Here is a 13,093-nt window from a genome sequence, read left to right as displayed (position 1 = left end):
TTAACACTCCATAACGAGGAGCACACACCGTGTCCGATCCGCTCAACATTCCGGCTCGCGATCCAGACCTCATCTTCCGCTCTCGGCGTTCGCCTGTTTGTGGAACCCGGCATGCTGCGGCGTCCAGCCAACCGCTGGCCACCTGGATCGGCATGCGCATCCTCGAAAACGGCGGCTCGGCCGCCGATGCCGCAGTGGCCATGGCCGCCGTGCTGGCCGTGGTGGAGCCCTGCTCCACCGGCCTCGGCGGCGACGCCTTTGCCCTGTACTACGACGCGGAGCACGGAGCGGTCCATGCGCTCAACGGCTCGGGCCGCTCCCCCTCCGCGCTTACGCCAGCGGTTATGGCCTCGCACAACATTGCCGGGGCCATACCGCCGCTGTCGCCACTGGCCGTCACCGTGCCCGGCGCATGCGGCGCCTGGGCCGACCTCTCCCGGCGGTTCGGCCGCCTGGGACTAGGCCCCTGCCTGGAACCGGCCGTGGAGCTTGCCGAGTCCGGCTTCGCCATCGGCCCGGTAACCGCATCCCTCTGGCGCGACGGCATGGAGCACCAGCTCATACCGGCCGGCGATCCCGGCGACCTGATGCCCGCCGGCCGCGCTCCGGCGGCTGGCGAACGCATCACCAACAAGGCGCTGGCCGGCGTGCTCAAGCGCATTGCCGCGGATGGTCCGGCGGCCTTCTACCAGGGCGAGATTGCCGCGACCATTGCCCGCGCCGTGCAGGACAAGGGCGGCGTGCTGGCTCCGGACGATCTGGCCCGGCACCTGGAGGCCAACGAGGCCGAAGGCGTGTGGAGCGAGTCCATGTCCACGACTTTGGGCAAGAAGGTGCGCATCCACGAGTGCCCGCCCAACAGCCAGGGCATTGTGGCGCTCATCGCTCTGGCCATTCTCGAAGCCGTTGACGCGAACCTCTCCAGCCCGTCTCCCTCAGCCTACGACTGCCACCTGATGGTGGAGGCGTTGCGGCTGGCCTTTGCCGAGGCGCATCGCCACGTGTCCGATCCCCGGAGCATGGACACGCCTGCCGAGGCCCTGCTCGACCCCGAGCGCATCACCGAGCTCGCCTGCCTTGTGGACCCGGAAAAATGTCTGAGTCTCCCGGAAGGCTCGCCTCCAGGAACCTCGGATACCGTCTACTTCTGCGTGGTGGACGGCCAGGGCAACGCCTGCTCCATGGTCAACTCCAACTACCTGGGCTTCGGCTCGGGCATCGTGCCCCCCGGACTAGGCTTCTCTTTGCAGAACAGGGGCGCGAACTTCTCGCTGCAAGCCGGCCATCCCAACGAGGTCGGCCCGAACAAACGGCCCTACCACACCATCATTCCCTCCATGGCCACACGCGCCGAGGACGGCGCTCTGCTCGGCCCCTTCGGCGTAATGGGCGGCTTCATGCAGCCGCAGGGCCACGTGCAGGTGGCGGTGAACCTCTTCTGCCGCGGCGGCGATGGGCTCGACCCCCAGACCGCGCTGGACCTGCCGCGCTTCTGCATCCCGGACGGCGACCCCACGTCGGGCGTGGCTCTGGAAGACGGCATGGACATCAAGATCACGCTGGGCCTGGCCGGCACCGGCCATATGCTGGGCACGGTCACAGGCATGGAGCGCTCCCTGTTCGGTCGCGGACAGATAATCCTGCGCAATCCGGAGAGCGGCTGCCTGGCAGCAGGCAGCGACCCCCGCGCCGACGGCCTGGCCCTGGCGCGATAGTCCCGGCAAGGCGCACGCCAACGTGCGCTCCCATTTCCGCAGGACGCGCTGGCCTCATCGATACCGCGTTCCTGCCCCTTTCTGGCGGCTTTTGTTCCTCCATCTGCCGTCCAGAGCGATCGCGAGGCAGTCTCTGGGCGGCGATGGAACGCCGCGTCCCTTTGGTTGCGGGCAATATCCTTGTCCTGTGTCCGTTGACCGCCCCTTCCCTTCTGCTACGTAGCGTCCAGGCATGATTGAGATCCGCGGCCCCGGCAACCGGGTCGGCGCCGGATTCCAACCACTCCTTCCAATAGCGCCAAAGCCTTTATCCATAATGGCGAGCACTATACTCAGACGGGATTGCCCAATTTCCAGGCTGGAAAAACACCGCCTTTTCGTATACCAATAACAAATCACGACATTTTATTTTACAAATATGACAGGATAGGGCCCCCGGCTTCTTGTCCACCCATATCTTTCCACGCTCTTTTTCATGGACCAGCCGTACATCCACAACCCTTCAGACTGACAGGAGAAGTGGCCCATGTACCAACGCGTTCTTTCGATTTTCATCGCTCTCGCCATTGTCTTTACCGTGGCCGGTCCCCAGTCCGCACAGGCTGACGACAACAACCTGATCATCGCCACAGCCACCACAGGCGGCACCTACTACCCTGTGGGCGTTGCCATCGGCACGCTGCTCTCCATCAAGCTGGCCAAGGACAACGGCATCACCGCCACGGCCATCAACTCGGCCGGCTCGGGCGAAAACGTCCAGATGCTCAAAAACAAGGAGGCCGACCTCGCCATCCTGCAGGCGCTCTTCGGTCTGAACGCGTACCAGGGCAAGGGGCCGTACGAAGGCAATGCATATAAGGACTTCCGCGCCATCACCATGCTCTGGGAGAACGTGGAGCACTTCGCCCTGCTCAACGACCACGTCAAGACCGGCACCATCGAGGACCTCAAAGGCCTGGACGGCAAGTTCTCCATCGGCAAGCGCGGCAGCGGCACCGAAGGCTCCGGCCGCACCATCCTTACAGCCCTGGGCATCGACCCCGACTCCCTAAGCCTGGAGTACCTTGGCTACAATCCCTCGGCCCAGGCCATGATGGACGGCCGTATCGTGGGCGCGAACATTCCGGCCGGCCCGCCTGCCGCCGCCATCACGCAGCTCTATGCGCAGCTCGGCGCCGACGAGGTGACCGTGCTCGACTTCACGGACGAGCAGCTCGCCACCATCGACAAGGAGTACCCCATCTGGGGCCGCTATGTGATCAAGGCGGGCACCTATCCCAGCCAGGAGAAGGACATCAACACCATCTCCCAGCCCAACTTCCTGGCCTGCCGCGCCGATCTGCCTGACGAGACGGTCTACCAGATCACCAAGACCATCTACGAGAACCTGCCGTTCCTGCACAACATCCACAAGGCGACCATGGCCATGAGCCTGGATCGAGCCACCAAGGGCCTGCCGGCGCCGCTGCACCCCGGCGCGGAGAAGTACTACCGCGAGGTCGGCATCATCAAATAACGCATCCCACGGCTGATACACGCGGGGGGCGCAATGCTCCCCGCGTTCATTCCACGTGCGGTACGCCTGCCCCCCACGGCGTTTGCACATGCATAAGGATGCAGCTTCATGACGGATTCGCAGACTGTCCCTGCTGGTGCGCACGGGGGCACGGAACAGGACATCGACAGCGAAACTCTGGCCATCAAGCGCGTGCTTGCCGGACGCACGGCCAGGATCGTCTACGTGGTGGGCATCCTCTGCTCGCTGTTCCATCTCTGGGTCAACACCGTGGGCATCATGCCGGAGATCCAGCGCAACGCGGTGCACTACGCGTTCATCCTGTTCCTCGGTTTTCTGCAGTACCCCCTGCTCAAGCGCAAGGCGGACAAGTCCATCGCCATCGACTACGGCCTGGCAATCCTGGCGTTCGCCGTGGGCTTCTACCTCGTGTTCTTCGAGGACGCGCTGCACGCGCGCAACGAGGTTCCCAATATGGTGGATCTCATTGCGGCCGGGCTGGCCATCATCCTCATGCTGGAGGTGACGCGCCGCACCACCGGCCTGCTCATCCCGGCGCTGTGCGTCATCGCCCTGTCCTACTCGCTCTTTCTGGGACGGGCCTTCGGCGGGCTCTGGCACTTCCCAGGCGTGACCATAGAACGCATCCTCTACCGCATGTACTTCGCGCCGGACGGGCTCTTCGGCACCATCGCCACCATCTCGTCCACCTTTGTCTTCCTCTTCGTGCTCTTCGCCGCGTTTCTCATCAAGTCCGGGGCCGGCGAGTTCATCATCGACCTGGCCATGGCCGTGATGGGCCGGCTCACCGGCGGTCCGGCCAAGATGGCCGTGTTCGCCAGCGGCATCATGGGCTCCATCTCGGGCAGCGCCGTGGCCAACACCGTGGGCACGGGCTCCATCACCATCCCCATGATGAAACGCATGGGCTTCAAGCCGCAGTTTGCCGGCGGCATCGAGGCCGCGGCATCCACAGGCGGCCAGCTCATGCCGCCGATCATGGGCGCCGGCGCGTTCATCATGAGCCAGTGGACGCAGATACCGTACCTGACCATTGTGGGCGTGGCCTTCATTCCGGCCATCATGTACTTTGTCTCTGTGGCGTTCTTCATCCACCTGCGCGCCAAACGCCGCGGGCTGGAGCCCCTGTCCAGCGACGAAATTCCCAAGGTGCGCGAGGTGCTGAAGCGGGGCTGGAACTTCTTCATCCCCATCGGCGTGCTCATCGGCCTGTTGATGCTGCGCTACACCCCCACCTTCGCAGCCTGCGGCGGCATCGCCTCCATCGTTGTCGCAAGCTGGCTGAACCCGCGCACCCGCATGAGCTTCAGGGACATCATGGACGCCCTGTCCATGGGCGCGCAGAACATGGTGACCACGGGCATCATCCTTCTGTGCTCGGGCATCATCATCGGCGTGGTGCTCATGGTAGGCATGGGCATCAAGTTCTCCATGCTCATCCAGAGCATCTCCCAAGGCAGCCTGATGCTCACCATCATCCTGGTGGCGCTGGCCTCGCTCATCCTGGGCATGGGCCTGCCGGTCACGGCCTCGTACATCGTGCTGGCCGTGCTGGCCGCGCCGGCCATGACCATGCTCGGCACTTCCACCATCGCCGCGCACATGCTCATCTTCTGGTACTCGCAGGACGCCAACGTCACCCCGCCGGTCTGCCTGGCAGCGTACAGCGCGGCCGGCATTGCCGGAGCCAAGCCCTTAGCCACCGGGTTCGAATCGTGGAAGCTGGCCAAAGCGCTGTACATCATCCCCCTGCTCTTCTGCTACTCGCCGCTCCTGTTCGAGGGGCCCACGTGGCAGGTTGTGGAGACGGCCGTTCTCGGCCTGGGCGGCCTGTTCTGCTTCGCCGTGTTCTTCGAGGGCTACAACCAGCGCATGCTCAGCTGGCCGGCGCGGGTGTTCTACCTGGGCTGCGCCGCAGCCATGCTCTGGCCCGATCTCAGGCTCCATGCCCTGGGCGCCGCGGCCTTCATCGCCGGGTCGGTGATGGAGGTCACCGTGTTCAGGCCCGGCCGGTCCGCCGCTGTGGTCGCCGTCCAAAAGGAGTAGACGGCAATCCCGCTGCTGGTTTAGGATGGGAGGATAAACACCATCCGATCACCCCATATCATCAAGGCGAGATTTCATGCGCAAACCGACCATGTTCCTGATTGTTCTCAGCCTGCTCGTGCTGTGTTCCGCTCCGGCCTTTGCCGCCGGCAACACCACGGTCATCAAGGACAACTTCGACCTCCGACTGGGCTTCCAGGGCTACCCATGGGGCGTCAGCCCCGAGAACCTGGAAGGCTTCAGGAAAATCGGCACCAAGAACAACGCCGACTTCTACATCTGCCCCTGCGTCACCTATCTGCTGGAGGACGTTACCGTGCCCCGCGTGGTGTACGGCTTCGTCAACGACCAGCTCTACGGCGTGTTCATCGACATCGACAAGGATGATGTCTTTGACAAAGTACTGAAATACATCACAAAGAAGTTCGGCAAACCCGAGGTCAAAGAGGAAGCGAACGAGCACGTGCACCGCTGGAACGTGGGCGAAGTGAAAATCAAGCTCAAGGACGATCTGGCCACGGGCAAGCGCAAGCTCTCGCTCTACTACAGCCCGCTCTCCAGGACCGTGAAGCTTTCGCCCTTCCGCAAGTCCGGCCCGGAGGACGAGCCCCAGCCCATGAACTGGACGCCGCCCATGAAGCCGCAGAAGCCGGTGGCCATCCCGCTGCTCAGCTTCTAGGACGCCATGAGGCCTCCCATGCGACACGCATTCCGTTCCGTCCTGCTGCTCGTGGCGCTTGTCAGCGTCATCTGCCTGGCGCTTCCGGCCGCGGCGCAGTGCCCGCCCGGGCAGGCGTGGTTCAAAGGCAAATGCCGCCCCGTCTTTCCGGAGGGCAGCGCCCCCACACCCCAGGGCCGGATGATGGTGGTCACGGCCACGGCGTTGAACATGCGCTCCTGCCCCAGCCTGCGCTGCGGCGTGGTGGGCGTGCTCCACAACGGCCAGGTGGTGGAGGTCTTCGGCAGCGACAACGGCTTCAGCCGCGTGACCGTGCCGGATACCGGCGCCACCGGCTGGACCTCGGACCGCTATCTGGCGCCCACACGCCAGTCCCCTGCGCCGGGCCCCGGACGGGGACGGCCGCCGCTGACCGAGCCGCGCTACGATTATTAGCTAAAACCGGCCAGTAAAACGATTCGCCACGACGCGGAGGACGCGGGAAGCACCCGCCCTTCGCGTCGTTTTCTTTTTCCACAAAAAAGCGGAGCCTCATCACGAGACTCCGCTTGAAGCGTTGTTTTGCTAGCTACCGGTGCGTCCTATGAGCCCTTGATGACCTGGTAATGGACCACGTGCTTCATCTCGTCGATCTGGCTCTGACCCAGGCTCATGTAGCCGGAGCCTTCCAGGAACATCTTACCGCCGTGGACGAGCAGGGACTCGCCCCCCTCCGGGTGGATGTAGGTGCCGTTGGCGCTGTGGTCTGTGAAGACATAGCGGTCGCGGACGAGCTCCACCGAGGCGTGGCGCCGGGAAACGTAGTTGTAGGGGATGACGAGCTGGCTGCTGCTGTCGCGTCCCAGGGAAGCCTTACGCGGCATGTCCTTGCCCGGACCGATCTCAATCCGGTTGTCGTCGTAGGCCAGGACCAGCTTGCCGCCGCCTGGAGCCGCAGCCTGCGCCTTCTCCCGGGGTTTCTCTTTTCCGATGTCTGCCATGGTGGGGGATTCCTGGTAGAACGTTGTATATGCATGCCTTGGAGCTCGACAGCCTCAAAATTCATACTATGACACAAGGCTGTTGGAAGCAAGTGGGCGGAGTATCAGGGAGAATCCTCCGCTTCGCGGACCTTGGCGTAGACCGCGTCCATCTGCTCGCGGGTGACGTTGATGTAGGTGACGCCCATGACTTCGAGGTCCATCCGTTGGACCTCTGCGCGCACGCCTTTGAGAATGATCCTGTACCCCTGGATGAGATCGAAGGTGATGTACTGGCCCTTGTCGAACTTCCAACCCAGGTGCTCTATCCCCAGGCCGTAGTGGGACATGTCGCGCACCGGCAGCTCGCGCAGGTTCTCATCCAGCAGAATGCGGACCGCCAGCGGCTGGACCCGCGCATCTATGCGGCGGTTGCTCTGCCCCTTTCCGGAAAGCGCGGCGCGCGAGGCTTCGGCAAGGCCAAGCTGGACAGTGAAGATATCGCCGCAGGTCGGACAACGCACGTTCCTGGTGTCCCGTTCATGTATTTTCTCCGCCATGCCATTTCCTCTCTGGTTCCGGTGGAACTACTATGATGGGTACATGCTATCCGAGATTACCGAATACTTCCATACGGCAGAGGACTCGTCCACAAGTTCCGTCCTCTCACTCCCTACTGCGACTTCGACTCGAAAGCGCGCAACCGCTCCATGGCGTTGGCCTTCAGGTTCTCGTAGAACAGGGAGTAGTCGTAGACGTGGTAAACCCCTTCCGGAAACGACGAGCCCTTGCACTGCACCCGAGATGTATCCGCGGGAATCACGGCCAGACCGCCGTTCTGCACCTGGGCCGAAGCGAAGTGCGGATAGACCGCGGCCTCGCCGTTGTCGGAGAAGAACACAGCCCCAAGATTGCGCGTGGCCGGAGCACGTTCAGTATCCGTGGTCCAGGAAAGCGGGTTCACGACCACGGCTCCGGGCAGGATGGTGGGCGCAACGTCCTGCTTTCCGGGCGCGATGCTGTTGTAGGTGATGAAGCAGCCGGTCTGGTCGGCGCTTTTGCAGATACGCATCCTGGGGTTGTGCTCCAGATCCTCGCCCGTGATGGACCAGCCGATGAGATAGGCCGCAACCATGTTCTTCTCGCCGTCCAGGGAGCCCCAGCTGTCCACCATGATGTCGGTGAGGATGTTGGAGCCCTGGCTGTGGCCGGCAATGATGAAGGGGCGGCCGTTGTTGTAATGCGAGATGTAATACAGCAGCGCGTTTTTCACGTCCTTGTGGGCGTAGCTCAAGCGTTCCTCACGCTCTTCGTCCGAGAGACTCAGCCCGGCCAGGTTCATCTGCCGATACAACGGTGCGTAGAGATTGGCGTTTTCCGTAAATACGCTGGCCTGCTGGTCAATGGTGCGCTGCGCGCCCTTGCGGCTTGCGGCGTCGTCCAGCTCCATGAGCCAGTGGTCGTCGTCCATGAGCACCGTAGGGTAGACCCAGAAGACGTCCATGGCCTTGTCCGGCGCGCCGTCCGGGATGGCGAGCCAGCTTGAGCGTTGGGAGTAGTCCGGCGCAGGAGGCGCGTCCGCCGGGTCGAACGACGGCAGGGCCTGCGCCGGCAGCACACAGCAGGCAAGGATGAGCAGCGACTGGACAAGCAGTGATAACGACGCAATAACCTTATGCATTTCCCCCCCGAGGAAAAGATCGTGGCGACGAACAGGACCGCGCGTGATGGGCCGAGCACAGCGATCCAGAATGCTCCTATTCCCCAAAAAAGCAACGGCGCGGGAGAGACAGGTTGTCCCCCGCGCCGCTGCAATTCTAGCACATGCAAAACGCACCGCAACAGGGCGGCGGCGTTTCATCACGAGTGTTACTTCTTGAGCCAGCTCATCATGGAGCGCAGCTTGGCGCCCACCTGCTCGATCTGGGTCTCGGACTGACGGCGGCGCGTGGTGAGGAACTGCGCCCGGCCGCCCATGTTCTCCAGGATGAACTCCTTGGCGAATGCGCCGCTCTGGATCTCGCCGAGGATCTTCTTCATCTCCTCGCGGGTCTCCTGGGTGATGACGCGCGGGCCGCGGCTGTAGTCGCCGTACTCGGCCGTGTCGCTGATGGAGTAGCGCATGTTGGCCAAACCGCCCTCGTAGATCAGATCCACGATCAGCTTCACCTCGTGCAGGCATTCAAAGTAGGCGATCTCGGGCTGGTAGCCGGCGTTGACCAGGGTCTCGAAGCCGGCCTGGATCAGCTCGGAAAGACCGCCGCAGAGCACGGCCTGCTCACCGAACAGGTCGGTCTCGGTCTCTTCGGTGAAGGAGGTCTGGAGCACGCCGGAGCGGGTGCCGCCGATGCCCTTGGCGTATGCCAGCGCGGTGTCCATCGCCTTGCCGGAGGCGTCCTGATGCACGGCCACGAGGCAGGGCACGCCGCCGCCCTGCTCGTACACGCGGCGCACGAGATGGCCCGGGCCCTTGGGCGCGACCATGACCACGTCCACGTCGGCCGGGGGCATGATCTGGGAGAAGTGGATGTTGAAGCCGTGGGCGAAGAACAGGGTCTTGCCGGACACGGTGGGTGCGATGGCCTCGTTGTAGATGGCGGCCTGGTGCTGGTCGGGCACGAGGATCATGATGCAGTCGGCCTTGGCGGCCGCCTCGGCGGCGTCCATGGGTGCGAAGCCGTGCTCCTTGGCCAGCTCGTAGTTGCGTCCGCCGGGGCGCTGGCCCACGATGACGTTGACGCCGGAATCGCGCAGGTTCTGCGCGTGGGCGTGCCCCTGGCTGCCGTAGCCGATGACGGCGACGGTTTTGTCAGCGAGAAAACCAAGATCAGCATCTTGTTCGTAAAAGACTTTCATAACTGCTCCTTAGAAAAAAACGTTAGGCGTATGTATGCGAAAAAGGAGAGAAGCGCCAGGGTTTATATAGCGCCTCCCCCCTCCCCTGAATAAGGGCCGGGACCCCAAACGGGCCCCAGCCTAATCTAGCTGCATGGACCGCTTGAGGGCGACGGTGCCCGTGCGAGCGATCTCCTTGATGCCGAAACGGGACAGCAGGTTCACAAGGGCGCAAAGCTTGCCCTGGTTGCCCGTTACCTCGATGGTCATCTCGGTCGTGGCCACATCCACCACCTTGCAGCGGAAGATGTCCACGGTGCGCAGAATCTCCGCGCGGTTTCCATTCTCGGCGTTGACCTTGATCAGCATCATCTCGCGTTCCACGGCCTGCATTTCGGTCAGGTCCACCACCTTGATGACGGTGATGAGCTTGCGCAGCTGCTTGATGATCTGCTCGATGATCTGGTTATCGCCGGTTGTGGTTATGGTCATCAGCGAGACCCCTTCCTCAAGGGTGGGTCCCACGTTCAACGTTTCGATATTGAATCCCCGTCCGCTGAACAGCCCGGATATGCGGGAGAGGACTCCGGGCTCGTTCTCCACGAGGACTGAGAGCACGTGTCGCATCTGCATCTTCCTTTAGACGAGGAGCATTTCGGTGAGCGACGCGCCAGCAGGCACCATGGGGTAGACATTCTCCTCCTTGGTGACGCGGACGTCGATGATACAGGCCTTGGGCAGGGCAAAGGCTTCCTGGAGCACGGGTTTTACATCCTCGGGCTCGGTGATACGGTAGCCTTCGGCGCCGTAGGCCTTTGCCAGAGCCACGAAGTCGGGCTGCGCATCCATGCAGGTTGCGCAGTAGTTCCTGGCGTAGAACAGCTCCTGCCACTGACGCACCATGCCCAGATAGGTGTTGTTCAGGATGACGATCTTTACGGGCAGATCGTTGCACACCGCGGTGATGAGTTCCTGGATGTTCATCTGGATGGAGCCGTCGCCGGCGATGTCCACCACGAGCTTGTCCGGGAAGGCGAGCTGCGCGCCGATGGCCGCCGGGAAGCCGTAGCCCATGGTTCCCAGACCGCCGGAGGTAAGCAGCGTGCGCGGCTTGTTGTAGTGGTAGAACTGGGCAGCCCACATCTGGTTCTGACCCACCTCGGTGGCGATGATGGCGTCGCCCTTGGAGAGCTCGTAGATGGTCTCGACCACGAACTGCGGCTTGATCTTGCCGTCCCCGGAATCCTTGTTGCACTCCGGATCGATCTTGTAGGTCAGGGGATGCTCGACCTTCCAGCCCTGCACCTGGTCCACCCAGGGCTGATGGACCTTTTTCCAGTCTTTCTCATCCAGTCGGGCCTGCGCCAGCTCCTTGAAACCCTTGAGCGCTTCCAGGCAGTCCGAGACCACGGGCACGTCCACGCGCACGTTCTTGCGGATGGAGGTGGGGTCGATGTCCACGTGCACGATCTTGGCTTCCGGAGCAAAGGCGTCGAGCTTGCCGGTCACCCGGTCGTCAAAGCGCGCGCCCACGGCGATCATCACGTCGCAGTTGTTGATGCCCATGTTGGCGGCGTAGGTGCCGTGCATGCCGAGCATGCCCAGGAACAACGGATCGTCGCCGGGAAACGCGCCGAGCCCCATGAGGGTGGCCGTGACCGGGATGTTCAGGTTCCTGGCCAGCCAGGAGAGCTCCTCGCTGCCGTTGGAGGAGATGACCCCGCCGCCCACGTAGAACAGAGGCCGCTTGGCGTCGAGGAACATGTCCACGGCCTTTTTCAGCTGCAGCTTGTTGGGCTTGATGGTGGGGTTGTAGCTGCGCATCTTCACCGACTTGGGGTAGACAAATTTGGTCTTGGCCTGCACCACGTCCTTGGGCAGATCCACAAGGACAGGACCAGGCCGGCCCGAGCGCGCGAGATAGAATGCCTGACGGATGACCGTCGCGAGCTGGTCGACGTCCTTCACCAGGTAGTTGTGCTTGGTGCACGGCCGCGTAATGCCGACGATATCCACTTCCTGGAACGCGTCGTTGCCGATCAGCGGGGTCGGCACCTGGCCAGTAATCACGACCATGGGGATGGAATCGCAGTACGCATTGGCAATGCCCGTCACGGTATTCGTGGCGCCCGGGCCGGATGTGACCAGAGCCACGCCTACTTTGCCGGAAGCGCGCGCATACCCGTCAGCTGCGTGTACGGCGCCTTGTTCGTGGCGTACCAGTACGTGGCGTAGGGAGTAGCGGGGAATAGCGTCATAGATGTCGATGACAGCGCCGCCGGGAAACCCGAACACGACGTCGACGCCTTCGCGCTTCAAACATTCGAGGAGTATATCGGCTCCGGTAAGTTCCATGTTAGTTCTCCGTAGAGCGGTACCTGTCCAATATGGCTTGTATCTTGGTTTTCCCGCTGAGTTTCTTTTTCTTTATCTCTCTGATGGTGCTCTGTTCGCCGGGGGAGAGGCTGTTTTTGCCTTCGAGCTTCTGTAGCTGTTGCTCGTAGAATACGTGCTCTTCCCAAAGCGCTTTGAGTTCCGCATCATGCTCCCTGTGCTTCTCCAGCAGGTCTAGATCACGCTGTTCCATGGAGCTTCTCCTTATTATAAGGGGTTTATCCGTTATCACCCGGGGCAAGTCTGTCCCAGGCGGGTTCTAATTGAGACGCGATAGCAAGAGTCTTGGCTCGGCTGGTATGGCCTTTGACAAGCTCCACATCGCGCTGCTTGAGCCCGAGCGTTTTGGCCACGTAGCGAACCAGGGCCTTGTTGGCCTTGTTCTCCACGGCCGGAGCACTGAGCTTGAGCTTGAGCCGACCCTGGAAGAGTCCCACAGCTTCGTTGCGGGACGCACCGGGCTGAACCCATACGTCAAGCAGCCAGTCGCCGCTCTTGGCACAATGCGCGTATTCGGGCCGCATTTCGGCGACCCGCGAGGAGTGGTTGAGGGATGTCTCGCTTGCTGTCAAACGTTTCTCCGCATGACTTTCTACATCGTATGCGCCAACTGGACCAGCGAACGCACGAGGAAAACCTGCAGGAACTGGATGGCGAGCAGGACAATGATAGGAGACAGGTCGAAACCACCGACCATGACAAACGGCAGCCATCGCCGGATGCGGTAGAAGACAGGCTCCGTCAGAGTTCGCAGCGCCCGCACAATGGGGTTGTACGGGTCCGGGTTCACCCACGAAAGAAGCGCCGAAATAATGACGATCCAAAAATATGCCGTCAGAACGATACTGAGGACTGTCGCCAAGCCCTCAAGAAAATTACCAAAAAGGAACATCGCACCTTCCTTGTACGTGACGAATCCGGGCGACTC

14 protein-coding genes are annotated in these 13,093 nt (G+C 62.4%); 5 read left to right on the top strand and 9 right to left on the bottom strand.

Annotated elements, in window-relative coordinates:
- The first annotated feature begins 29 nt into the window (after positions 1–29).
- The 5 genes from E8L03_RS02700 (at position 30) to E8L03_RS02680 (ending at position 6,412) form a co-directional block, all read left to right on the top strand.
- Positions 30–1,715 carry a gamma-glutamyltransferase family protein gene (locus E8L03_RS02700; protein ID WP_244963637.1) on the top strand — a complete coding sequence of 562 codons (1,686 nt, stop codon included), beginning with the start codon at positions 30–32 and terminating at the stop codon, positions 1,713–1,715.
- Positions 1,716–2,241: 526 nt separating this feature from the next.
- The gene (locus E8L03_RS02695) at positions 2,242–3,231 is read left to right on the top strand and encodes a TAXI family TRAP transporter solute-binding subunit (protein ID WP_144305619.1); all 990 of its coding nucleotides are present in this window, start codon (positions 2,242–2,244) and stop codon (positions 3,229–3,231) included.
- A gap of 108 nt (positions 3,232–3,339) precedes the next feature.
- Entirely contained in the window at positions 3,340–5,298 is a 1,959-nt protein-coding gene (locus E8L03_RS02690; RefSeq protein ID WP_171266487.1) for a TRAP transporter permease, read from the top strand.
- A 76-nt stretch (positions 5,299–5,374) separates the two neighbouring features.
- Complete coding sequence (locus E8L03_RS02685) at positions 5,375–5,977, top strand: hypothetical protein (RefSeq protein ID WP_144305617.1); 603 nt, start codon at positions 5,375–5,377, stop codon at positions 5,975–5,977.
- A gap of 18 nt (positions 5,978–5,995) precedes the next feature.
- Positions 5,996–6,412 carry an SH3 domain-containing protein gene (locus tag E8L03_RS02680; RefSeq protein WP_167512479.1) on the top strand — a complete coding sequence of 139 codons (417 nt, stop codon included), beginning with the start codon at positions 5,996–5,998 and terminating at the stop codon, positions 6,410–6,412.
- Positions 6,413–6,558: 146 nt separating this feature from the next.
- Here E8L03_RS02680 and E8L03_RS02675 read toward each other — a convergent pair whose 3' ends face one another.
- The 9 genes from E8L03_RS02675 to E8L03_RS02635 form a co-directional block, all read right to left on the bottom strand.
- A complete protein-coding gene (locus tag E8L03_RS02675; RefSeq protein WP_171266486.1) occupies positions 6,559–6,957 on the bottom strand; it encodes an FHA domain-containing protein in 399 nt (132 codons plus the stop codon).
- Positions 6,958–7,061: 104 nt separating this feature from the next.
- Positions 7,062–7,496 carry a hypothetical protein gene (locus E8L03_RS02670; protein WP_144305614.1) on the bottom strand — a complete coding sequence of 145 codons (435 nt, stop codon included), beginning with the start codon at positions 7,494–7,496 and terminating at the stop codon, positions 7,062–7,064.
- Between the two features lie 113 nt (positions 7,497–7,609).
- Complete coding sequence (locus tag E8L03_RS02665; protein ID WP_171266485.1) at positions 7,610–8,617, bottom strand: DUF3089 domain-containing protein; 1,008 nt, start codon at positions 8,615–8,617, stop codon at positions 7,610–7,612.
- A gap of 188 nt (positions 8,618–8,805) precedes the next feature.
- Positions 8,806–9,792 carry a ketol-acid reductoisomerase gene (ilvC, locus tag E8L03_RS02660; protein WP_144305612.1) on the bottom strand — a complete coding sequence of 329 codons (987 nt, stop codon included), beginning with the start codon at positions 9,790–9,792 and terminating at the stop codon, positions 8,806–8,808.
- A 120-nt stretch (positions 9,793–9,912) separates the two neighbouring features.
- Positions 9,913–10,398, bottom strand: a complete 486-nt coding sequence (ilvN, locus tag E8L03_RS02655; RefSeq protein ID WP_144305611.1) for an acetolactate synthase small subunit — start codon at positions 10,396–10,398, stop codon at positions 9,913–9,915.
- A 12-nt stretch (positions 10,399–10,410) separates the two neighbouring features.
- Positions 10,411–12,126 (bottom strand): biosynthetic-type acetolactate synthase large subunit, encoded by a 1,716-nt coding sequence (gene ilvB, locus E8L03_RS02650; RefSeq protein WP_144305610.1) that lies wholly within the window; start codon positions 12,124–12,126, stop codon positions 10,411–10,413.
- 1 nt (position 12,127) lies between these two features.
- Positions 12,128–12,358 carry a DUF465 domain-containing protein gene (locus E8L03_RS02645; protein ID WP_144305609.1) on the bottom strand — a complete coding sequence of 77 codons (231 nt, stop codon included), beginning with the start codon at positions 12,356–12,358 and terminating at the stop codon, positions 12,128–12,130.
- Positions 12,359–12,383: 25 nt separating this feature from the next.
- Positions 12,384–12,737 (bottom strand): DUF167 domain-containing protein, encoded by a 354-nt coding sequence (locus E8L03_RS02640; RefSeq protein WP_235896601.1) that lies wholly within the window; start codon positions 12,735–12,737, stop codon positions 12,384–12,386.
- Positions 12,738–12,757: 20 nt separating this feature from the next.
- Entirely contained in the window at positions 12,758–13,057 is a 300-nt protein-coding gene (locus tag E8L03_RS02635; protein WP_144305608.1) for a YggT family protein, read from the bottom strand.
- Positions 13,058–13,093 lie beyond the last annotated feature (36 nt).

It is taken from the genome of Oceanidesulfovibrio marinus (assembly GCF_013085545.1).
Classification (GTDB): Bacteria; Desulfobacterota; Desulfovibrionia; order Desulfovibrionales; family Desulfovibrionaceae; genus Oceanidesulfovibrio; species Oceanidesulfovibrio marinus.
This window is presented reverse-complemented; position numbering and strand designations above follow the sequence as displayed.

Excerpts from the sequence above, each read along its gene's own strand:
- E8L03_RS02695 (WP_144305619.1), top strand. The coding sequence starts at position 2,242 with ATGTACCAACGCGTTCTTTCGATTTTCATCGCTCTCGCCATTGTCTTT.
- E8L03_RS02690 (WP_171266487.1), top strand. The coding sequence starts at position 3,340 with ATGACGGATTCGCAGACTGTCCCTGCTGGTGCGCACGGGGGCACGGAA.
- E8L03_RS02685 (WP_144305617.1), top strand. The coding sequence starts at position 5,375 with ATGCGCAAACCGACCATGTTCCTGATTGTTCTCAGCCTGCTCGTGCTG.
- E8L03_RS02680 (WP_167512479.1), top strand. The coding sequence starts at position 5,996 with ATGCGACACGCATTCCGTTCCGTCCTGCTGCTCGTGGCGCTTGTCAGC.
- E8L03_RS02675 (WP_171266486.1), bottom strand. The coding sequence starts at position 6,957 with ATGGCAGACATCGGAAAAGAGAAACCCCGGGAGAAGGCGCAGGCTGCG.
- E8L03_RS02670 (WP_144305614.1), bottom strand. The coding sequence starts at position 7,496 with ATGGCGGAGAAAATACATGAACGGGACACCAGGAACGTGCGTTGTCCG.
- E8L03_RS02665 (WP_171266485.1), bottom strand. The coding sequence starts at position 8,617 with ATGCATAAGGTTATTGCGTCGTTATCACTGCTTGTCCAGTCGCTGCTC.
- ilvC (WP_144305612.1), bottom strand. The coding sequence starts at position 9,792 with ATGAAAGTCTTTTACGAACAAGATGCTGATCTTGGTTTTCTCGCTGAC.
- ilvN (WP_144305611.1), bottom strand. The coding sequence starts at position 10,398 with ATGCGACACGTGCTCTCAGTCCTCGTGGAGAACGAGCCCGGAGTCCTC.
- ilvB (WP_144305610.1), bottom strand. The coding sequence starts at position 12,126 with ATGGAACTTACCGGAGCCGATATACTCCTCGAATGTTTGAAGCGCGAA.
- E8L03_RS02645 (WP_144305609.1), bottom strand. The coding sequence starts at position 12,358 with ATGGAACAGCGTGATCTAGACCTGCTGGAGAAGCACAGGGAGCATGAT.
- E8L03_RS02635 (WP_144305608.1), bottom strand. The coding sequence starts at position 13,057 with ATGTTCCTTTTTGGTAATTTTCTTGAGGGCTTGGCGACAGTCCTCAGT.